This window comes from Mangrovimonas sp. YM274, from assembly GCF_030908385.1.
Taxonomy (GTDB): Bacteria; Bacteroidota; Bacteroidia; order Flavobacteriales; family Flavobacteriaceae; genus Mangrovimonas_A.
In genome coordinates this window covers 3,041,924-3,065,222 of sequence record NZ_CP133091.1, presented here as the reverse complement: position 1 = coordinate 3,065,222, position 23,299 = coordinate 3,041,924, and the positions used below count along the sequence as shown (strand labels likewise).

Genomic DNA, 23,299 nt, shown 5'->3' with positions numbered 1-23,299 from the left:
AAATCTTATTGGAAATGACTTTTTCAAGATGTTTTATTTTTTTGAATAATAGTCCTTAAGGACAAAAAATGCTTTCTTTTTGATCCCCTTTTCAGAAATTAAACCTTTGCGGTTCCAACCATCCTGAATGCCCGGTAACTGACGTAAAGGCGACATGTAGTCCACTAAAATCCATGGCGTCATTCCAACCATACCATCAATTTTGTCAAACATGGCAATGCTTTCTTTGTACAGGTCTTCTTGGAATTCTTCACTCCAGCGGGTACGTTTATCACCATGCAGTCCCTGTAGTGCGCCGCCGCCAAATTCACTAATAATGATGGGTTTTTCAAATCCAGAGGTAAAGGATTTGGTTCTGCAAGCCTCTGGCAATCCCCCGTACCATCCCAAATATTCGTTGATGCTTAGGATGTCTAACTTTTCAATAAGGGGATCGTTGTATGTGTAAACGCTATCAGGGTGACCATCCAATTCTTGGTCCTTTTTAATGGCTGCCGAAATCAATCTGGTTTGGTCAATGCCTCTAATGTAATCGGCCATTTCAGATAGGAATTCATTTCTTGAAGGGATCGGAGCTGTTTCGTTGGCAATGGACCAAATGATAGAACTCGCGCGGTTGTAATCACGGTTAATCATTTCGGTATATTGAGCCTTGGCTTTTTTGAGCACTTCGGGGTTTTCCCATTGAATACCCCAGTATAAAGGCAATTCTTCCCAAAGTAAAATACCTAATTTATCGGCCAGTCTCACTAATTTCTCTTGATGTGGGTAATGTGCCAATCGTATGAAATTACAACCAAGTTCCTGTGCCCATCCCAAAACTAATTCGGCATCTTCAATGGAGTTGGCACGATCCTTTCTAAGTGGGTTTTCATCGTGTAAACAAATGCCTTTTAAAAACACAGGTTTTCCGTTAAGCAGGATTTCTTTGCCTCTGGTTTCAATGGTTCTAAAACCTATCTCGTCATTGATGCTGTCTTCACCAGCTTTAATGGTGATGTTGTATAATTTAGGAGTCTCTGGCGACCATAGTTCCAAGTTTTTAACATTCACTTGAAAGTTGGTTGCGCCTTCCGGGTTCACATCAATTTCTTGGTCTATTTTTAATTCAGGAATAAGAATGCGGGCCTTTTTTGGTAAAGCGGTTCCGGCAAGTTCCAGTTTTCCATTGATGTGCTTCGTTTTTTGATTAAGGGAGCTTCGATCCAACGATAGAAAATAGTTGTTGATAAACGTATTGGGTACTTCAATAAGTTTAACACCTCTAGTAATTCCTCCGTGGTTGAACCAATCGTGTACTTTGGCAGGAATGTCGTCAGCATCTCGTTTGTTGTTCACGCCAATGATTAGGAAGTTGTCCTTTTCTTTCATCAAATCGGTAACTTCAAAATTGAATGGGGTGTAACCACCTTCATGTTTTCCTAATGTTTTGCCATTGAAGGTTACGGTGGCCGTTTGGTTGGCCGCTCCTATATATACAAAATAGCGTTTGTTGGAAGTAAGGTCAGGTTTGTCAAAGGTTTTTCTGTACCAAATGGCCGCTTCAAAATACTCCAATTCGGGTTTTTGGGTGTTCCAGCCTCCGGGTACATATAATGTTCTACCTTCAGTAAAGCCATACTCTACACGGCCTGTTTTGTCGGTAGGTTCGTAGTTGTCGGAAATGGCTCGGCCTCCCATGCCGCCAGTTTCGTAGGGGTCTAGGATGTAGTTCCATTTTCCGTTGAGGTCTGTATAGGTTCGGTTTTCTGTATTCGAAATAAAGGTGTTTTGAGCCTGTTGTGAAAGTGTCCATAAACAAAGGAAACAGGTCAGGGCAAGTTGTAATTTTTTTTGTGACATTGAAATTTATTGTAATTGGTACTAATTGCTTTAAGATGGGGTACAATATTGAAAAAATACAGGGTATTTACAATTTAAACCGTAAGCTTCTTAAAAAAAAGCGCAGGATAGTACCCTGCGCTTTTTGGTTGTTAATGAAGAGGGGTATAAACAAAATTCTTGAAGCGTACATTACCATCTCCCATGGAACATAAGCCAATTCTAAGTCCCATGAATCCACTAAGGACATTGTGGTGGTAGGCAGTGGCGTCGAATGAGTTTTCAATTTTAAGCCATTCCTTGCCATCCAAACTGTAGTACATGTCTACCAAGTTGTTGATGTTTTTCAGGCGCAGATATACATGTCTTTTAATGACGTTACGTTCTGTAGGAAACTGCCAGCCTCTTAAATTGGCCAAGACATTTTCTTTATCGGCAAGAATTCCGGAAAACGCACTTTCGTTGTAAAACAATACCAAGCCTCCGGTAGCATCTCCTTCAATTTCCAATTCCACATCTGCAGTATATGAATGGTTGGCAGGCATGGCGAGTAATGGGGAGCAATTGGCAACACCATTGCCTTTACCTTTAACTTCTATACTGTTGTCTATGAACTGATACCTGTTGGTTTCGGATCCTTTAAAGAAACTCCATTGCGGTGCTAGTTCAGGACCTTTGAAGGTATCGCTTAGTGTGAAGCTTTTCTTTAGCTTGTTTTTAAGGTTCGGTAGTTTGATAGCCTTGTTAATGTCGATATGGTCAGGGATTTTGTACCAGCCGTCTTTGGTCCATTCAATAGGGACTAGCATGGTTTGGCGCCCCATGTTGTAAAAGCCTTTTTCGTAGCCGTGGAATAGCATATACCATTGGTCATGCCCGTCTTCAAAAATAGTGGCGTGCCCCATAGACCACCATTGTTCGTCTACAGATTGCGTTCTAAGGATAGGATTGTGCGGAGCATTCTCCCATGGTCCTAAAGGGGATTTGGAACGCGCAGAAATCACCATGTGCCCAGTGGCAGGTCCGGCAGTACCACCTTCGGCAACGGTAAGGTAGTAATAGTCGCCACGTTTAAAGAGTTTAGGGCCTTCCATACAGAAACATTCAATACTCCATTCGCGTGGGATTTCCCAACCGTCATACACATGTTTAGGTTCACCTGTCACCGTAAGACCGTCTTTGGAAAGTGGTACATAGCTGCCGCTGCTGAAATAGAGGTAGCGGTTGCCTTGGTCATCGGTGATATGACCCGGATCGATCATGGTAATTTTTAATTCTTTTGGTGCGCTCCAAGGCCCTTTAATATCGTCCGCTACAATTACATAGTTGGTGTCGCTTGCCGGGAAATAGATGTAATACTTGTCTTCGTATTTAACCAAATCTGGAGCCCAAACGGAACCGACATAAGTGTTCAAGGCATTGGTAACTGGCTCCCAATTGATGAGGTCTGTAGAGTGCCAAATCAAAAGGCCAGGGTAATATTCAAAAGAAGAATGTACCATGTAAAAATCATCTCCATCCCTTAAAATACTAGGGTCTGGATAGTCACCAGGAAATATAGGATTGGTGTAATATCCCTCTTGTGGTGCCTGTCTGTAATTTTGGTTTTGCGCAGGTGCCGTAAAAGCTAGTGTGCAAAGCAAAAATGCTAAAAATAATTGTTTCATGAAATTAGCTAATAAATTGATAATGTATGATGTGTCGTTTTACATATGGCTTATAGTCATATTGACTGTAAAGATACGATTTGTATTTCAGTTTTGGAGGCTGCAGGAAAGATATTGATGTTGTAATTGGAGTTTGTTTATAGCCAGAATTGGTGTGTTGCTGTTTATTTTATGTTTTATGTACTAAGATTATTTTATGCACCATTATAGTAAAGGGGCTTTAGGGAGGCAATTGTCTTGTTGTTAGGTGCTTGTGAGCGTGTTGGAGTATTGTTTTGAAGAGAATGTTTCCTGACTTTTCTTAAAAAAAAGTAAATAAAATTTAGGTCATATTGATAAAAATTAAAACAAATGTATTGGAGTTGATGAAGCTGAGGTAACCGAAGGGTTTTACTGCAGAAAAGTTAGATTTTGCATCTTAAAATTACATTCTTGTGAATTCGTCAAAAACTGTTTTTTATCATGTTTTGAGCTTTTATTTGTCCCGAAATTTGCTTCATAACAAATCAGTTAAGACAAAAACAGTTTAAACAGATATCATATGAATGTAGCAGAGTTAAAAAAAGAAGACCTAGGAATTAAAGAATTCCAAAACGGAGCTTGGACTAAGGCGATTAACGTACGTGATTTCGTAATTAAAAATCTTACTCCTTATTATGGAACCAATGAATTTTTGGTAGGCCCGAGTGAGCGTACCCAGAAGCTTTGGGAAATTTGTAAGGACGCTACTAAAATTGAAAGAGAAAAAAATGGATTGCACTCTGTAGATGTAGATACCATTTCGGGTATTGCAAACTTTGGAGCTGGATATATAGATAAGGACAATGAGGTAATCGTTGGTTTGCAAACGGACGCCCTATTGAAACGCGCAATGAAGCCTTTTGGTGGCTATAAAGTGGTGCAAAAAGCGTTGGAAGAGCATGGTTTACAACCAGCAAATCAAATTGACGAATTGTTCTCTAAGTATGTAAAAACCCATAACGATGGTGTTTTTGATGCTTATAACGATGAAATAAGAAAATATAGATCTCTGGGGCTATTAACTGGATTGCCAGATAATTATGCCCGTGGTAGAATTATTGGGGATTACCGTAGAGTAGCTTTATATGGAATTGATGCCTTAATAGCGGCTAAAAAAGAGGATTTGGCCAAGATTGGAGGGCCAATGACCGATGCGGTAATTCGTTTGAGAGAAGAAGTTTCCGAGCAAATCAGAGCTTTAAAGGATATGATTGCCATGGGACAGGCGTACGATTTGGATTTGAGTCGTCCTGCTGAAACTGCCCGTGAAGCTGTGCAGTGGACCTATATGGCTTACCTAGCTGCTGTAAAAGAGCAGGATGGAGCTGCCATGTCTTTGGGAAATGTATCTACCTTCTTGGACATATATATTGAAAGAGATTTGAATGCAGGGCTTATTACAGAAACCGAAGCGCAGGAGTATATCGACCAATTCGTGATGAAATTGCGTATGGTACGTCACTTAAGAATGTCGGCGTATGACGAAATTTTCGCAGGAGATCCTACTTGGGTAACCGAAGCTATTGGTGGAATGTTACAGGACGGACGTACTAAGGTAACTAAAACAGCTTTCCGTTTCTTACATACCTTATATAACTTAGGCCCATCACCTGAACCGAACATTACTGTGTTATGGTCGCCAGAATTGCCAGAGAACTTTAGAAAATTCTGTGCTAAGGTGGCTATCGATACTTCTTCAATTCAATTTGAAAATGACGATTTAATGCGTGATTTACGCGGGTCTGACGATTACGGTATCGCTTGTTGTGTGTCTTACCAAGAATTAGGAAAACAAATCCAATTCTTTGGAGCACGTACCAACTTGGCAAAAACCTTGTTATTGGCCTTAAATGGTGGTCGTTGTGAGGAAACCGGAACCTTAATGGTGGATGGCATCGAGCAAGATACAGATGAGTATTTGAACATCGATAAAGTAATGGCCAACTTTAAAGTAGCCATGAAAGAAGTAGCACGTGTGTACAATGATTCCATGAACATTATCCATTACATGCACGACAAATACTACTATGAAAAAGCGCAAATGGCCTTAATTGATACCAACCCAGATATCAATATCGCTTATGGTATTGCAGGGCTATCAATTGTAGCGGATTCATTGTCGGCTATTAAATATGCCAAAGTAAAACCAATTAGAAACGAAGAAGGCTTGACCGTTGATTTCGAAATTGAAGGAGAGTTCCCTAAATATGGAAACGACGATGATAGAGTTGATGTGTTTGCGCACGATGCGGTACAAGACTTTAACGATGAGTTGAAACAATTGGAAGTATACAAAAATGCAGAATCTACAATGTCCGTATTGACCATTACTTCTAACGTCGTGTACGGTAAGAAAACTGGGGCAACACCAGACGGTAGAGCGGCAGGTGTAGCATTTGCACCAGGAGCCAACCCAATGCACGGTCGCGATACCAATGGAGCGATTGCATCGTTGAATTCCGTAGCAAAAATAGATTATAAAGATTCACAGGATGGTGTGTCCAATACCTTCTCCATTGTACCTAAATCTTTAGGGGCTACTGAAGAAGAGCGCATCAACAACTTGGTGGCAACCTTAACCGGATATTTCTCCAACGGTGCACAGCACTTAAATGTGAATGTTTTAGATAAAGACACATTGCTAGACGCAATGGAACATCCAGAAAATCATCCTCAATTAACAATTCGTGTTTCTGGATACGCGGTAAACTTTATTAGATTGACAAGAGAACAACAGATGGAAGTCATTTCCCGTTCGTTCCACCAATCTATGTAACAATAACTCTGCTGATTAAGTTCTGAGGTGTTCAAAAAATGATACGAACATTCTAAAAGGTGTGATACATTTTTTGGATGCCTCTTTTTTTAATTCTTAAACCCTATCAATGATGAAAACTCCAGATACTACCTTAAGTGTACATTCTATAGAGTCTTTTGGAACTCATGATGGACCGGGAATACGATTGGTAATCTTCCTGCAGGGTTGTAAACTGAAATGTCAATACTGCCACAATCCAGATACCATAGATACCCAAGGCGGTACAGAATATCCAATTGAAGATTTAGTACAACGGGCCATTCGTATGAAACCCTATTTTGGGGATTTGGGTGGTGTGACCGTTTCGGGAGGGGAACCGCTTCTGCAGGCCAAAGCCTTAATTCCGTTCTTTAAACGCTTAAAAGAAGAGGGGATCCATACCAACGTGGATACCAATGGGAGATTACTGAATCATCCTACTATGGAACTTCTAGATGATTATGCCGATTTGGTGATGCTGGATATCAAGCACATGACCGAAGAAGGCTTTCGAACCTTGGCGGGTGCCAAAAACAAGGAAACCACTTTTAACTTTGCGAAACACCGGGAGCAATCAGGCAAAGCTATGTGGTTGCGCTATGTATTGATTCCTGGAATTACCAATACTCCTGAATTACTTCACGCTTTGGGAGACTATTTTAAAGCGTATAAAACCATTGAAAAAATAGAACTGCAGCCTTACCATAAATTGGGAATCCACAAATGGGAAGCTTTAGGTTGGGTGTATGAGCTTAAAGATGCCAGAGAGAATACCCAAGAAGAGATTGACGCAGCTGTAGCTATTTTGAAGGACTACTTTAAAGAAGTTAAAGTGAATTAAACCAAAACTAACTGATTAACTAACCATTTTTGAATATGTTATTATGAATTCACCTAAAGAAGGGATAAAAATCATAAATGAAATAGCCTTGAACAAAGAGGGTTATACGGTAAGCAAAACATTGATTTTGGCATTTTTGGCGGGAGCCTATGTGGCTTTTGGAGGTCTATTGTCAATTATTGTATCTGGAGGTTCTCCGGGAATAGCCGCTAGCAATCCTGGATTGGCGAGGTTCCTGTTTGGGGCAGCATTTCCAATAGGGCTCATCCTTGTGGTAATTGTTGGTGCCGAACTTTTTACGGGTAACAATGCCTATTTTATTCCGAATATTTTAACCAAACGCCAACGGGTGTATGCCATGTTGAAGAATTGGGGATTAGTTTACATTGGAAATTTTGTAGGCGCTCTTTTTCTAGCGTATGTCATCACGCATTTAACGCACTTGGTAAGTGATACGCCGTATATCGATATGGTTCGTAAAATTGCGGAGGGTAAAACCAGTCACTCATTTTTGGTCACCTTTATTAAAGGTATTGGAGCCAATTGGTTGGTGTGTCTGGCCATTTGGCAAGGGATTGCGGCAAAACATACCATTGGAAAAATTGTCGCTATTTGGATTCCTGTCATGGCCTTTGTCACTATGGGGTTTGAGCACAGTATTGCCAATATGTATTTCATTCCATTGGCTATTTTTGAAGGCGCTGATATTACTTGGAGTACTTTTTTTACGTCCAATTTAATTCCGGCCACATTAGGTAATATTGTTGGCGGTGCGTTATTTGTGGGCACACCTTACGGTTACCTTTTTGGAAAAACAGAAGATTAAAAGGTTTAATAATAGTATAAACGAGGACAATAAAAAGCTCCTTGAATCTTAAGATTTAAGGAGCTTTTGCTTAATTGTTTGTCAAGATGTTTGACTATGGATTTCTTTAAGTATGCTTAACATTTCCTTAAAATAGAAAGCTTTAGCTTTTTCCTACTTTTGCATCTTGTAAGTAAGCAAAAGTAAAAAGGCATAGAAAGACAAAATCTTAAATAGGCTCTTTTGATATTGAATTACAAATCATAAAAATTCAACCTAAATACAAAAACATAGAATGAAATTAATTTTAAGTGTTATGGCTTTCTTGACAATTGGTTTTGGATATAGCCAAGAGTCAGGGAAAAAAGCAGTGAAGGAAACCAACAAGCCTTTAAATGTCATCTTACTGATAGGCGATGGTATGGGGCTGTCCCAAATGTCTTCAGTGTTTTATTATAAAAAGGATAGTATTAACCTTCCAAATTTTGAGCATGTTGGATTGCTTAAAACCTCTTCTGGATCACATTTAATAACAGATTCCGCTGCAGGAGCGACAGCTTACGCCTGTGGGGTGAAAACCTATAATGGCGCCATTGGGGTGCTGCAGGACACTACGGCAGTAGAGAATATGACCGAGGCGCTTTCTAAAATGGGCTACAAAAACGGTTTGGTAGCGACGTCTTCTATAACCCATGCCACGCCAGCTTCGTTTTTTGCCCACGTGCCAAGCAGAAAAATGGACGAAGCTATTGCGGCGCAATTGCCAACTTCCAATATTGACTTTTTTGCGGCAGGAGGACTTAAATTCTTCAACAAAAGAAAGGATGGAGTCAATTATTTGACGGCTTTGGAAAAGAAAGGTTTTGAAATGGATACCGTGCAATTAGGAGATAAAAAACTTAAAAGGAACCGTAAATACGGGTATTTATTGGCGGCAGATGGCATGCCTAAAATGGAAGAAGGACGAGGTGATTTTTTACAGGAAGGTACTGAAAAGGCCCTAAGTTATTTGTCTCAAACTTCTGGAGGGTTCTTTTTAATGGTAGAAGGCTCACAAATTGATTGGGGAGGTCATGACAATGAGGCGCAGTATCTAATTGATGAAATGAAGGATTTTGACAATGTGATTGGAGCAGTACTTGATTTTGCCAAAAAGGATGGAAATACCTTAGTGTTATTGACGGCCGACCACGAAACGGGAGGGTTTACACTGGCATCAGACGAGGGCGATTACAATTCGGTAACGCCCAAATTTTCTACTGGAGGGCATTCTGCAACCATGGTGCCCGTGTTGGCCTATGGAAAGGGTGCTGAACATTTTGGTGGTATTTATGAAAACAACGAGTTATATCATAAAATCTTGTCTTTGATTCAACAGGATAGAGTTGTGGAGTAAATAACAAAAATAGATATAAAAAAGCGGGTGCTTAGAAGTCCATTATAGGATTTTTAAGCACCTTTTTTGTGAGGAATAAGGCTTTTATGAAGGGTTTGGCGGCAAAAGCGATTGTTTATTTTCAATAAATAAAGAAGTGTTTTTTAGTGCGAAATTTTTGAGTGTTTGTAGGTAGTAATTTGTTAAATTTCAATATAAAAGTAAGGTGTTTCTTCAGAACTTTTTTGGTCAAAAAAGATTGATATATTTGCTTGAATTTTTTGTTCAAATAGCAATTTTCTGATCATTTATTGAGCTTAAAGTGAATTGAAAAGTTGAGGAATTCAAAATGGAATTTTTCAGCTCAAAGTCATTTTTTTGTGCCTTTACGCTTCTGCTGTTTCAAAAGTAACCTACAGTGCAGTTTCGTTTATGTTTGGATTGTTGCGGTTGGACAACGCTGACATAACTAGACGAGATTGAATACGATTTGCCCCAAATTAAACCGTTTTCAAATTCAAAAAACTTGGCTGCCCAGACTTACATTAGTTTTGGACCGTACCAAGGAATTTGGAACCATAGCTTTACTGTTGTTGGTTTTAGGATGTACTACAGCCGAAGAACAGCCTTATTCTATAGAAACTACCACGACTTTTTATGTGTCTCCAGATGGTAATGATGCCAATAATGGTTTGTCTCCAGATACGCCTTGGCAAACCAGTGCCAAGGTAAATAGCCTAGAGATTCCTGCAGGATATACCATTAAATTTGAAGGAGGATATACCTACCAAAGTATTGCCTTTGATGCCAACGATGGAGGTAATGCTAATAACAGGATTACTATCACATCTTACGGTGAAGACGTGGCTGTTTTTGAAGGAATGGATTTTGTAAATACATCTGGTTTTAACGTGAGTGGTGTTGATGTGGTCATTCCTCAAGTAGCAGAAGGGGAGTTCCCTCGGAATGGAATCAATCTGTACAGTACTTTACAGGGGGATGTTAAATTACAAGGATATCAATTTTCCAATTTAAATATCAGCGGAGGCTATGGTGGGATTGCAATAGAAGGTGTTAACGATACTTCAGGCTTCTCCGATGTGAGTATACTTAACTGTACGATTTTCGATTGTATGGATAGCGGTATCATATCCAAAGGCTATTTCAATCAAAATAAAGTAGGGTATTCTCATGAGCATATATATGTGCAGGGATGTACGGTTTATAATATCAGTGGTTGGGATAATGCTTGGAGTCATACCGGAAATGGAATTGTATTGTCTGATGTGCAATTTTCATCTATCAGTAATTGTGTTGTTCATGATAGCGGGTATCAAAACACACATTGTGGGGGAAATTGTGGTATTTGGTATTGGGATGCCAAAGATGTCAGTATTGAATATTGTGAGGCCTATAATATTGAAACGCTTGGGTGTGATGCAGCAGGCTTCGACTTGGATGGAGGTGTGGTGAATGGAGTTATGCAGTACAATTACTCTCATGACAACCATGGAGCTGGATTTCAGGTGGGGCAGTTCAGCGGGGCGCGACCAATGTCAAACATAACAGTTCGTTATAACATATCCAACAATGATGCCAATGGTTATAGTGGAAGTTTGTTTTTGTTTAATATGAGTAGCAAAAACTCGGTGTCAGATATATTCTTTTACAACAATACTGTTGTTCAGGATAATAAATTAGCCTTTAAAACCATAAATAGCTGGAATCCCGATGTGGTATTTGTGAAAAATAACATCCTGAGTGGAGGGGTGAATTCTGATGATAATATATCCTTCCAAGGAAACTATTACGAGGAACCTAATTTAGTCAACTATAAATTGGAGCCCGGATCGCCGCTTATTGATGCAGGTGTCAATCTAGACTACAATATCGGGAATTATGATTATTTTGGAAATGCTTCCTTGTCTGGTGAATCACAAGATATAGGAGCCCATGAATTTAGTAATACTTTGAGTATAGAGTAGCTTAATTTGAAAACGTACAGGTTTTGGTAGTGCCATCTTTCATTTTGACAATAATCTGGTCATTTTTCAATTTTAGACTTTTTACAGGAACTAAATCCTCTTTACTCCAAGAGTCTCCAGATGCTTTCCAAAGCATCAAAGTAGCAAAAACACTGTCTTCTTTTGGTGTGTATTGGGCAATGGAATTTAAAACACTACTTTCTTTGGATACAGGATGCAATCCTGTGGTTTCAACAAATTCTAAGTTGTCCCAACCACTCAGTATGACCATGGCAAGTTGGTAGGTGCCGTTATCCATAATCAATGCCTCGTGGCCATCAATGTGTTTTCTGGAGTACTTGATATCTTTTTTCAATTTGGGAAGAGGGTAATGTCCCAAACGCATTTCTAATGGCTTGTTGGTTGTGTTCAGGTCTATACGTAGTACCCCATTGGGTAAGGGGATGTCTGCCAATTGCATGGTAACGGTTTCATCGGTTTCCAAAACAGCATCTCGATAGTAAATGCCGTCTTCAAATTTTTTGAAATCGTAAAGTCTAAATACTTCCCATTCATTTTTTTTGTTTTTGATGGCATAATTCATGGAGACTTCTCCGTTTGGTCCATCTGCTTGCCAAGGAAAGGCACTGTTGTAGGACAGTTTATTGTAATTTTCCGAAGAACGGAACTTTTGCCAATCATCCGCTACTTTTTCGTGGCACCAAGCACGTATTTCGGAAGCACCAATATTGGGGTAATCTGTAATTAAGGTGTTCGACTTTTCTTGAAATTTATTGTAAACCGTATCTTTTTTAAAATCGGTTTCCCAAGGGCCGTTGTTTTCTGTGGTGGTCCAAAATGGATTGTTGTCAGGAATGAGCAATCCAAGAAAGGCTTTGCCCATCCAATACACACTGCCGCGACAGCTGTAATTTTGAACGGCAGGTTCAAAATGTCCGTAAAAGCCGAGAGTAGGAACTTCGTCTTCCAGAAATTCTGGGTTGGACAAAAACTGCATTAGGACACCAGAGGAAATTCGGCGCATCCAACCATAATTAATGTCTTCATTTTTCAAGGTTCCGAAAAAGGGTAGCGGGCTAATAGATGCAAACCGATAGCTGATACTTCTACCATACATGATCATTTCTCCATTTTCTGAAAATAGATAAGGATAATTGTCGGTCATGTCTGTAAAATTACTGGTGAACTTAGCTGCAATCTCTGGAAGGTACTTCTGTCCGTAAAATTCAGACCATAAAATACCGTAAAGCTGAAAGGCCCACATGCTGTAATAATCATATGCAGGAGCGTCATTATACCAGCCATCCGCACGGTATTGATCTAGGGATAGATTTAAATATTCGGTTAATAATTCCTCGTTTATGGGGTATCCTTGATCTTTGAAAAAACTCATCACAAAAATGTTGAAAAACCTCCAGTTGGAAGGTACAGTTGGTCCATTCCCATAGCTAAGCATGGTATGGGCTAAGGCGTCTTTTTGCTCTTGGGACAATGGTTCCCAAATGGCCTCCGGTGCTACAAAAAGTGAAATGGCCAATGCTCCAAACTCTACGAGAATTTGCGTAGGCCCCTGATCTTGAGTTCTAGGTGGGATATAGGAGGCCTTAGAAGGATCTAGTAAATTTAAAATTTGAAGGCGATAATATTTTGCTACATCAATGCCGTTGACTTGTAGTGAAGGATTTTCTTTTAACAGAGGGGCTGCTACAAACAACGTACGGCATAAGCCTTCTAGCTTTTCCGTTGGTACCTGATCTTCGTTATGCGGATAGCTTTTTCCTGGCAACTTGGGAAACTTCATCGGGTCTTCATAGGAATTGATGTATGAAAAGGCGCCTTCCAAAATGTATAATGCAGCATCCTTCCAGTGTTGTTTGGTCATTCCAGTATAAGGACTCTGTTTGTAATCAGGTTGGTCAATTTGAAAAACAGCCGCTTCCTTTTGGTTGCTTTGGGCATTAAGTATTGTGAAGTTTGCTGCTATAAAGAGTGCTATTAGTGTAAATATGATTCTCACCGTTTTATTTTTTAAGGTTGCCAGTCTAAAACTTCAACATCACTTTCTTGAATGTCGGATAAGCCTTCACTGTCTACTTGATAGGTTTTTTGTAAAAACAGACTCAGTATTTTTGAACTTTTCCAAAGTTCTGTGTCTAAAGTCGGTTCCCACGCTTCGTAAGAGTCCTCGGTTACATCCAAAATTTGCCAGTTGCTATCAAAAGGAAATGTGTTATAGGCAATTGATACTTTGCTACCGCGCTCTTCATCCCTGAATATGACAATAATGTCCTCTGAGTCGGTTGCTACTATTTGTGGTCTGGAAATAGGAATGGATTTCGTGCCTAGTCCGCTTAGGCTAAAAGGTGTTTTTCTGAAACCTAAATCGATAGTTTGCCATTGGTCTGTTTTGTAGGTAAGATGGAATTGCGGAATCTCACTATCTGCTTCACGCCAATAACTAACAATGAAAGGATTGCCATGCTTGTCGGAGGTCATGGAAGTTTGGTTGATAAGCTCGCTGTTTTGAGGGATGTTTTCAATCACTTCAGCAGAGCTTTCTGTAATAGGAAGTTGGTAGACTTCTCCTGTCGATTTTTGCCAGGTTTTCCCACCATCTTTGGAAGTGGCGTAAGCCAAATCGTGATTGCTAGCCACATCGGGGCTTTCTCTCCAAACCCAGGAAATATGCATTTGATCATTTTTGTCTACATAGGCCTGCCAATAGGCATTCCTCAAACTTTCTCCATCTATCAGATTATCCTGTACCCTGTGCCAAGTTTGGGTTTGGGTATTGTAGTGGTTAATGACAAGATTGCCGTTTCCAGAACCTCCATCTCTGTAGAAAAACAGGAGGTTGCCATCCTGTAAGGCGTAGAATTCAGGGTAACTGACCTGTTGCTCTTTATCTCCTAACATTTGTATTTTTTTGCCTAGTTCCAATGAATTGGGACGGACACTTTTCGCATAGTTAAGCTGATTGTTGTGGTTGCCCCAAGCCACATGTAAATAGCCGTCACCATCTACCATAATGCTGATTGAGTTATGGGCATCTTCTACATGGGCAGTATAAGGAGTAACTAGGGTTTCCCATTGGCTAGATTTTAGGAGTCTTTTTCCCAATACCACATGGCCTTCTGGATTATAGTAAGCAATGTACTGGTGTTTGTTGTGTGTTACTAAAGAATTTTTTCTAAAAATAACCGTGTTGATAGAATTTTTGGCCCATCCTTCACCCACTTGGGAGATGTTGGTTTCTAAAGGTTTTTGGAACGAAGTCTTATGGCAAGATGCTGCTAAAAGAAAAAGTAAAAGATAGGAAAACGTATGTTTTAACATGATTGCCTAATGTCTAATTGATGAGTTCTATTTTGTTTAAGTATCTTAAAAGAGCTTCCACGTAATAATAGTCGGCATAGGAGAGGGGAACGTCAACTTCGGTATTATCAGGCATATTCCCAACACAATGTTTGATGATAAAACCGCCTTGTTCATCTTGCGATGCAAAATATTCTGGAGAAGAGAGACTTTTGAGCATTTGTTCGGCAGTGTTGAAGTAGATTTTGGCTTTGTTTTCAGAAGCGTAGTTTTTGAGTTCCAAAAAGGCAGAAGCCATGATAGCCGCAGCCGAGGCGTCTCTTTTGGCATTTGGAATATTAGGAGCGTCAAAATCCCAATACGGAATTTTATCTTCAGGAAGGTTGGGATGGTTAACTATAAAGTCTGCAATACCCATGGCATGTTCTAAATACTTTTGGTTTTTGGTATATCGGTACATGGTGGTGTAGCCGTACAATCCCCAGGCTTGTCCTCGTGCCCAAGAGGATTCATCGGCATAGCCTTGATCGGTATTTTTCATTTCAACATTTCCTGAAATGGTATCGTAGGAGACAACATGGTAGCTGCTAAAATCTTTACGGAAATGATTGTTTAGCGTGGTATCGGCATGCGTTAGGGCTACTTCGGTAAATTTATGGTTGTTGACATGTTTTCCTGCCCAAAGAAGCATTTCCAGGTTCATCATATTGTCAATGATTACAGGGTATTCCCATTTGTCATTCCACGGTGCAGGATCCCAGGAACGGATAGTTCCCGTTTTTGGATTGAAACGAGAGCTTATAGATTGTGATGCATTTTTGATGATTTCGGCATATTCAGGATTGTGCGTTACTTGATAAGCATTACCAAAACTGCAGAACATCATAAATCCTAAATCATGAGTGGTGGTGTTGAATTGTTCTTTTTCAAGTTCTGTCAATTTTGTTTCGACGGTTTTTAAAAACAGGGAATCTTGAGTACCTTCAAATAAATACACCAAAGTACCCGGGTAAAAACCACTGCACCACCAACCGGAGTCACTAAATCTAAGAGTATCGTTGGTATAAGTAGTGGGAAATTGGTTGACAGGAACGTTTTTGGAAAGGGTTTTGTAATTGTTGGCTGCCATTTCCAAATGCTGCTCAGCCCAATTGGGTTCTGCTTTTTGTGGTGTGTTATTTTCTGTTTTACAGGCGGTAAAATTAATTAAAGAAGCAAGACTGAGAAGTGAATAAAGTTTTATGGAATGTAGATGTTTCATGTGTTGTATTTCTAATTCAGAGAACCTGTGGCTATTTTTTACACAATTCTAATATGTTGTGTTTAGACTTACAAAGCTAAATTTGTACTGCCGATTATTTCTGAATTTGTGCTACTTTTTTCCTAGAAGACTAAAAAAAGAACCTATATAGGCTCTTCTTTTTTAGATTTTAAAAATGAACCCTTCATGGGTTTTTTTGTCATACTTTTCTTTGTCAAACATATGTAGAAAGGATCCCTTTCTGGATGACTCCATGTCTTTTTCGTCCAGTTTAATCAGAATGTCTAGAGCATTTATTTTACTGATGAAATTCCGTTTATCCAAGTCGGTGTCTAAAATGGATTCGTAGAGCTTTTGCAATTGCCGCATGGTAAATTTCTCTGGCAGCAATTCAAATCCAATAGGTTTGGTAGAGGCTCTGTACTGCAGGCGTTTAATGGCCTGGTCCACCATTTGATTGTGGTCAAAAATGAGGTTTGGAATTTTGTCAATGCTAAACCATTTTGCTGAATATTGTTCTATGAGTTCTTCATCATGGTCTTCAATATTGATGAGCGCATAATAAGCTACCGATATAGTTCGCTCTTCAGGGTCCCTGTCCACTTCACTGTAGGTGAAAAATTGTTCCAGGTAGACTTCGTCAAGTCCAGTAAGATGTTCAAGGACTCTATTGGCGGCATCATCCAAGTTTTCTTCTTTTTTTAGGAATCCCCCAATCAGGGACCATTTTCCTTTTTCGGGCTCAAAATCCCTTTTAATGAGCAAAATTTTCAGCTTGTCCTTGTCAAAACCAAAAATGATACAGTCTACTGCTAATAAAACTTTGTCCTCTTTACTATAGTTATTAAGCATTTAAAATTATTTGAACATTGCTAGGCAAGTTTATTAAAAAAATATAATTAATCAATTTAAACTTAAATTAATAAATGTGAAAAATACAATTATTAATTCGGTAATAAATATAGTGCTTAAATATGTAATTCTTAAAAAAATCATAAAAAAACTTGCTTATATGAAAAAACTTTAATTCCTTTGGAAGTGTATAATTGACACTTATAGCTAAAATTTAAAACTAATTCTAAATTATTCTAGTATGATAGCGACCAAATTTTTGATTGGTAATCATTTGACACTTAGGGTTCCGAAGTGTTTTTTTGTGATGATTATGGTGCTGTTGTCGGCAACAGGTTTTGCCCAACAAAAGACCATTACAGGAACAGTGACATCTGCAACAGATGGCATGACTCTTCCTGGTGTGAATGTAATTATAAAGGGGACCTCTAATGGTACCGCTACAGATTTTGATGGAAATTATTCCTTGGATACTTCTGTAGGGGATGTTTTAGTATTCTCTTTTGTAGGGTTTGTCTCTAAGGAGGTGACCGTAGGTGATTCTTCTGTACTTAATGTATCGATGGAGGAGAATGTTGCAGCTCTTGACGAAATCGTTGTAGTTGGGTATGGCGCCAAAAAGAAAGAGAACTTAACAGGTTCGGTAAGTGTGGTTGATGTAGAGGATGCAAAAAAGACCATAACTTATGATGTGGCCAAAATGATCCAAGGCCAAGCACCAGGGGTGACCGTTCAGTCTTCTGGAGAGCCTGGAGGATTTGTAAACATTAAAATTAGAGGGATTACTTCTTTTAGAAATAATGGTCCTTTATGGGTTATTGATGGAGTGATTGTAGACGCTCCTTATGATTTCGCCACTGGAGACATCGAGTCCATCCAGATTTTGAAGGATGCGTCTTCTGCAGCCATCTACGGTGCTCGGGGGGCTAATGGGGTTGTAATCATTACTACTAAAAAAGGTAAGGAAGGAAAATTGAGTATCAGCTATAAAACAACCCTAGGTTTTCAGAACGTGGCTAAAAATAGATGGTATGATTTGGCTAACAGAGAGCAGTATCAAGAGTTGGTGAGAGCAGCGGAAACTAATGCAAATAGTCAAGGTGCTGATTTACCTATTTCACCAGGAGTATACCCTGATAACGATTTGTTTATTGACGACGTTGATACCGATTGGCAGGATGAGGCTTTTAGAACAGGGGTTTTAGAAAATCATTCTTTGGCCTTTAATGGAGGAGCAGAATCCTTAAGTTATAACGTTAACTTAGATTACTTTAAAAATACGAGTTACTTTGAGACACCTCAAGCCTACGAACGTTATTCTACTAATGTGAACTTAGGGGGTGAGAAAGGACGTTTTAAATATGGTGCTAAATTAGCTTATTCTCAGTCTGATAAAGAAAACTTTAACGAATACTTGGCGGGAACAAGTTCTATCATTAATTTGTTAGGTGCTGTGCCTACCATGCCTGTTTATGATGAAAATAGGCTTGGAGGTTACGGTGGTACCGATGGTATTGCACAACGTGTAATTTCCTTAAATGTGATTGGTTATAATAATTTGATTACCAATGAAAGTAAACGTAATCGTTTTGTTGGAAATATTTGGGGGGAATTTGAGATTCTGAAGGGCTTGAAATACAAATTAAATGTAAGTGGTGATAGAACGGATTGGAATAATAGGTTTTTTAACCCTCCAAGTGATTTAGGGTGGTACTATGTAACTGAAAATGCTGAGGCAAGGTTGGAGACTAATGTTGGTCATGATACAAGGACAATTGTTAATAATTTATTAACTTATGAATTTACTTTAGGTGAAAAGCATATTTTCAATGTTTTAGGAGGAATGATTCAAGAGCGTTCGGATGATTACAATTTAACGACTAGGGGTACTGGTTTTGAGCCGGGGGAAATAGCACAGTTCCAATATGCAGACAATAGAGATGCTATAGAACGCTATACAACAGAAACCTATAAATCGTATATTGGGCGAGTTGATTATACTTTTGATGATAAATATTTATTGGAGGTAAACTTTAGACAAGATAAGTCGTCTAAGTTTGCACCAAGAAATAATACGGGAAATTACTTTTCTGTATCTGGTGCTTGGAAAGCGCACAACGATATTAACCTTCCAGAGTGGTGGAATACCTTGAAAATTCGTGGAGGTTATGGGCAGTTAGGGAATAACACAATCGGATTATATGAGTTTGCCTTGACGACTAATCCTTTTGCAAATTATTTGTTTAATAATGGAGGTGTAAATGAACTTGCTCCAGGAACAACGGTTACTAAAATTGTGGATCCAGACATCAAATGGGAGGACACAGAGTCAACAAATGTAGCTGCTGAGTTTGGAATGTTTAATAACAGATTACAGTTTACAGCGGAGTATTTTAAAAAGAAATCCACAGATTTGCTGGCTAATGTGCCAATCCCGTACTCTTCAGGGTCTTTTCCAATTGAATTGACAACCAATGCGGGAACCGTGCAAAACACAGGGGTGGAATTTACCTTAGGTTGGAGTGATACCAAAGAAGACTTCAGTTATAACATTTCAGCGAACCTTGGAACCTTAAAGAATGAAGTATTGAAGATAGGGAATGACGATACTCCAATTCCTGGTTATGCATCCAGAACTGAAGTAGGAAGATCTGCAGGGGAAATTTATGCTTACGAGACTGAAGGTATTTTTCAAACTCAAGAAGAAATCGATAATCATGCATCTCAACCAGGAATTACAATGCCCGGAGATGTGAAGTTTAGAGATGTGAATGGTGACGGTGAAATTAATGCAGATGACAGAACGTTTCAAGGGGTTGCAATTCCTAAGTTTAATTTTGGATTGAATTTAAGTGCACGTTACAAAAACTTTGATGCCTCAGTTTTCTTTACAGGAGCTGGAGGTCATAAAATTTTCAATCGTACTTATCAAAGTTTAATGCTAGGTGACTTAGGTAATAGTCATACAGATATGTTAAACTATTGGTCTCCGGAAAATACCAATACCAATGTGCCTAGACCTATTGTAGGAGATCCTAATGGTAATAATAGAGAGTCAGATAGATTTATCGAAGATGGTGATTTTGTAAGATTACAAAGTTTGGAACTTGGATTTAACATTCCATTGGATACAAAAGTATTTACTAAAGCTAGAGTATTTGCATCAGGACAAAACTTATTTTTAATTACTAAATATAATGGGTATGATCCTGATTTTATAAGTGATGGGTTGTTTAATAGAGGTGTAGAATTTGGATCGTTCCCTAATCCAAGAACTTTGGCTTTAGGAGTGCAGGTAGACTTTTAATGAGTAAAATAAAATTTAGAAATTATGAAAACGAAACATATATTATATTCTATAGCAGTGGCGACCTCCGTAATAGCCACTAGTTGTGTAAAGGATGAGGATCTTGATCAGATCTCTCCAAATTTTGAAACGGCCGAGTCTTTTTGGCAAAATGGTGAAGATGCTCTTAAAGGAGTTAATGCTGTTTATGGTAGCTTGTTGACGGATGGTTCCTATATGAGGAGTACACCATTATTGTTGGACTTAAAGGGAGATGGGACAAGAAGTAACTCACCTTGGGGAGCTATGTCCAATGTTGGGAAATTTAATTCAAATGTTGCTGATGCGGCCATTTATGGTTGGGCTTTCGAAACCTTCTATCAAGGAGTTTTTCGTGCTAATCAGGTATTGGAAAATGTTCCTGGGATAGAAATGGAAGACACGGCCTTAAAGGATAGAATTTTAGGACAGGCCTACTTTATGAGAGGATTGTACTTTTTTCATTTAGTGAACATGTTTAAAAATGTACCGCTTCCAATGACTAGTTTGGAAATTTACCATGAACAAAAATCACAGGAAGAAGGTTGGGCGCAGGTGAAGTCTGATTTGGAAATGGCAGCTAGTTTGTTACCGGTGTCTTACGATGATGTTTCTGGCCTCGACCAAGGTCAAAAAGGACGCGCCACTAAAGGGGCAGCCTTGGCTTATTTAGGAAAAGCACATTTGTTTACACAAGATTTTGCTTCAGCAAAAACAGCGTTTGAACAAGTCATAAACTTAGGAGCTTATGATTTGGTCCCTAATTATAGAGATAACTTTACAAAGGTGAATGAGAATAATGTGGAGTCTATTTTTGAGGTGCAATTCAATAGAGAAGTTGGTGGAGTTGATTTAGGTTGGGGTGGTGCGCCTTCTTCCGCTTGGGGTAAAACTTCGGCTAGAGCTATCACCTATGGGCCACCAACCTTTGGGTTTACCGATGTGCAGCCAACATGGACATTATTTAACGAGTACCAAGAAGAGTTAACTGTAGATGGAGAAGTAGATCCTAGATTAGATGCCACTATGTTCTACAACAAACCAGGGATGATGTTGTATGGAGTGGAGTTCGCTTCGCATTATGCTGGTAATGAGTCTCAGTTAAATGACATCTATTGTGCCAAATACCAAAATTCAGATGGTAGTCAAGCTAATGAATATGATTGGAGATCTGGTATCAACGAACGTATCATGCGTTATGCAGATGTGTTGTTAATGTACGCGGAGTGTTTGAACGAATTAGGACAAACCGATGCAGCGTATCCATATATCCAACAAGTAAGAGACCGTGTAAATTTACCAGATTTAGCAACCGTAAACCCTGGTATGAATCAACAGCAAATGCGCGATCAAATTGCACATGAGCGTTTCTTGGAGTTCTCTTTGGAAGGACACCGTTTCGATGACATTCGTCGTTGGGGATGGTTACAAGATTCTGCGAAATTGGAATGGTTGAAATCTAGAGATCCTGAGTACAATAGTTACACTCCAGGTAGAGAGTATTTCCCAATTCCACAATCAGAAATGGATAATAACCCATTAATGACCATAGGTCAAAACGATGGATATTAATATTTGTTAATTTTGAATTAGTCTTCAGTTTCGAAAGGCCGCGTTCATCGCGCGGCCTTTCTTTTAAAAAATAAATCATATGAAAAAGAACAGCATTACAACTTTGTTAATCGCTGTATTTTTGTGTTTAGGACATTCCCTTAGCGCACAAAATACGGTAGAAGTAAAACTTACAAAACAGGAGGACGCCCCTCAAATCAGCAAACATATTTATGGTCACTTTGCAGAGCATCTAGGACGTTGTATCTACGATGGTTTTTATGTAGGGGAAGATAGCTCTATACCAAATACCAATGGGGTTAGAAATGATATAATCGAGGCGCTAAAGGATTTAAAAGTTCCTAACCTAAGATGGCCTGGAGGTTGTTTTGCAGATACCTATCACTGGAAAGATGGAATTGGACCTAAGGAAGATAGACCTACGATTGTAAACCAATGGTGGGGAGGGTCAACCGAGGATAACAGTTTTGGAACTCACGACTTCCTAAATTTATGTGAAGCTTTAAACGCTGAACCATATTTGGCTGCCAATGTTGGTAGTGGAACGGTTCAGGAATTTGCCGAATGGTTGCAATATGTAAACCATGACGGTATCAGTCCTATGGCTAAATTAAGACGTGAAAATGGTCGTGAAAAACCTTGGAATGTTAGAATTTGGGGTGTAGGAAATGAAATGTGGGGATGTGGTGGTAACATGCGTCCAGAATACTATGCCGATGTTTATAGAAAGTATGCTACTTTCATGACGGACTGGACCAATAGCAACGCGTTGTTTAGAGTGGCTTCCGGAGCCAACAGTGAAGATTACCATTGGACGGAAGTATTGATGCGTGAGATTCCTAAGGCTCTTATCGATGGAGTAGCGCTACACCACTATTGTGTGTTGGATTGGGGAGATAAAGGACCGGATAAATCCTTTACAAATGCTCAATACTTCAAAATTATGGAGCAGGCCTTGAAAATGGATGAATTGATAACTAAGCATACGGCTATCATGGACAAGTACGATGCCGAACATAAAATTGCTTTGGTAGTAGACGAGTGGGGAGGCTGGTATGATGGTGAAGCCAAAGATAAAGGTGTATTGTACCAACAAAATACGATGCGTGATGCTATGATTGCTGGGGTAACTTTAAATATCTTCAACAACTGGGCAGAAAGAGTAAAGGTGGCAAATCTAGCACAAACGGTAAATGTATTGCAAGCAGTTATTTTAACTGAGGGGAATAAAATGTTGCTGACACCAACTTACCATGTTATGAAAATGTACAATGTACACCAAGATGCTACCTTGATGCCTGTATCATTTACATCGCCACAATATACTTTGGATGGGAAATCTTTACCGGCAATTTCAATTTCAGCTTCTTATAACGAAAACAACCAAAAACATATTTCCTTGGTTAATATCGACCCAAAAAATGATCATGTTATCAGTATCGATGTGGACGATTTAAAACTTAAGGATGTGTCTGGAATGGTATTGACCTCTTCAGATGTGCACGATCATAATTCTTTTGATAATCCAAATAAAATTACTCCAAAAACATTTAAGGATTTCAAATTGAAAAAAGGAAAGCTTCAGATAACAGTTCCTGCTTTATCAGTAGTAGTATTGGAAGCTAAATAATATATAGTCATGATAACTGTAAAAAGAATATT

14 protein-coding genes are annotated in these 23,299 nt (G+C 39.1%); 8 read left to right on the top strand and 6 right to left on the bottom strand.

Annotation, left to right across the window (positions count from 1 at the left end):
* Window positions 1-33: 33 nt before the first annotated feature.
* Entirely contained in the window at window positions 34-1,842 is a 1,809-nt protein-coding gene (locus RBH95_RS13295) for a glycoside hydrolase family 2 protein (RefSeq protein ID WP_307900062.1), read from the bottom strand.
* Between the two features lie 131 nt (window positions 1,843-1,973).
* Window positions 1,974-3,488, bottom strand: a complete 1,515-nt coding sequence (locus RBH95_RS13290) for a family 43 glycosylhydrolase (RefSeq protein WP_307900061.1) — start codon at window positions 3,486-3,488, stop codon at window positions 1,974-1,976.
* Between the two features lie 541 nt (window positions 3,489-4,029).
* On the opposite strand from RBH95_RS13290, the gene pflB reads away from it, so the two are divergent.
* The 5 genes from pflB (at window position 4,030) to RBH95_RS13265 (ending at window position 11,312) form a co-directional block, all read left to right on the top strand.
* Complete coding sequence (pflB, locus tag RBH95_RS13285) at window positions 4,030-6,285, top strand: formate C-acetyltransferase (RefSeq protein ID WP_307900060.1); 2,256 nt, start codon at window positions 4,030-4,032, stop codon at window positions 6,283-6,285.
* A gap of 109 nt (window positions 6,286-6,394) precedes the next feature.
* Entirely contained in the window at window positions 6,395-7,147 is a 753-nt protein-coding gene (gene pflA, locus RBH95_RS13280; protein ID WP_307900059.1) for a pyruvate formate-lyase-activating protein, read from the top strand.
* A gap of 43 nt (window positions 7,148-7,190) precedes the next feature.
* On the top strand, window positions 7,191-7,973 hold the full coding sequence (locus tag RBH95_RS13275; RefSeq protein WP_307900058.1) for a formate/nitrite transporter family protein: 783 nt from the start codon (window positions 7,191-7,193) through the stop codon (window positions 7,971-7,973).
* A 274-nt stretch (window positions 7,974-8,247) separates the two neighbouring features.
* Complete coding sequence (locus RBH95_RS13270; protein ID WP_307900057.1) at window positions 8,248-9,348, top strand: alkaline phosphatase; 1,101 nt, start codon at window positions 8,248-8,250, stop codon at window positions 9,346-9,348.
* 458 nt (window positions 9,349-9,806) lie between these two features.
* Window positions 9,807-11,312 (top strand): right-handed parallel beta-helix repeat-containing protein, encoded by a 1,506-nt coding sequence (locus RBH95_RS13265; protein ID WP_307900056.1) that lies wholly within the window; start codon window positions 9,807-9,809, stop codon window positions 11,310-11,312.
* A 1-nt stretch (window position 11,313) separates the two neighbouring features.
* Here the strand turns inward: RBH95_RS13265 and RBH95_RS13260 are convergent, their stop codons facing one another.
* The 4 genes from RBH95_RS13260 to RBH95_RS13245 form a co-directional block, all read right to left on the bottom strand.
* On the bottom strand, window positions 11,314-13,329 hold the full coding sequence (locus tag RBH95_RS13260; RefSeq protein WP_307900055.1) for a DUF2264 domain-containing protein: 2,016 nt from the start codon (window positions 13,327-13,329) through the stop codon (window positions 11,314-11,316).
* An 11-nt stretch (window positions 13,330-13,340) separates the two neighbouring features.
* Window positions 13,341-14,648, bottom strand: coding sequence for a BNR repeat-containing protein (locus RBH95_RS13255; protein WP_307900054.1), 1,308 nt, complete (start codon window positions 14,646-14,648; stop codon window positions 13,341-13,343).
* A 13-nt stretch (window positions 14,649-14,661) separates the two neighbouring features.
* Window positions 14,662-15,888, bottom strand: coding sequence for a glycoside hydrolase family 88 protein (locus RBH95_RS13250; protein ID WP_307900053.1), 1,227 nt, complete (start codon window positions 15,886-15,888; stop codon window positions 14,662-14,664).
* A gap of 162 nt (window positions 15,889-16,050) precedes the next feature.
* Window positions 16,051-16,740, bottom strand: a complete 690-nt coding sequence (locus RBH95_RS13245) for an NUDIX domain-containing protein (RefSeq protein WP_307900052.1) — start codon at window positions 16,738-16,740, stop codon at window positions 16,051-16,053.
* Between the two features lie 241 nt (window positions 16,741-16,981).
* Between RBH95_RS13245 and RBH95_RS13240 the strand changes: the two genes are divergently transcribed.
* From RBH95_RS13240 to RBH95_RS13230, 3 genes are all read left to right on the top strand, one after another.
* Window positions 16,982-20,047 (top strand): TonB-dependent receptor, encoded by a 3,066-nt coding sequence (locus RBH95_RS13240; RefSeq protein WP_307900051.1) that lies wholly within the window; start codon window positions 16,982-16,984, stop codon window positions 20,045-20,047.
* A gap of 24 nt (window positions 20,048-20,071) precedes the next feature.
* A complete protein-coding gene (locus tag RBH95_RS13235; protein ID WP_307900050.1) occupies window positions 20,072-21,637 on the top strand; it encodes a RagB/SusD family nutrient uptake outer membrane protein in 1,566 nt (521 codons plus the stop codon).
* A gap of 79 nt (window positions 21,638-21,716) precedes the next feature.
* Window positions 21,717-23,267 carry an alpha-N-arabinofuranosidase gene (locus RBH95_RS13230; protein ID WP_307900049.1) on the top strand — a complete coding sequence of 517 codons (1,551 nt, stop codon included), beginning with the start codon at window positions 21,717-21,719 and terminating at the stop codon, window positions 23,265-23,267.
* The last annotated feature ends 32 nt before the right edge of the window (window positions 23,268-23,299 follow it).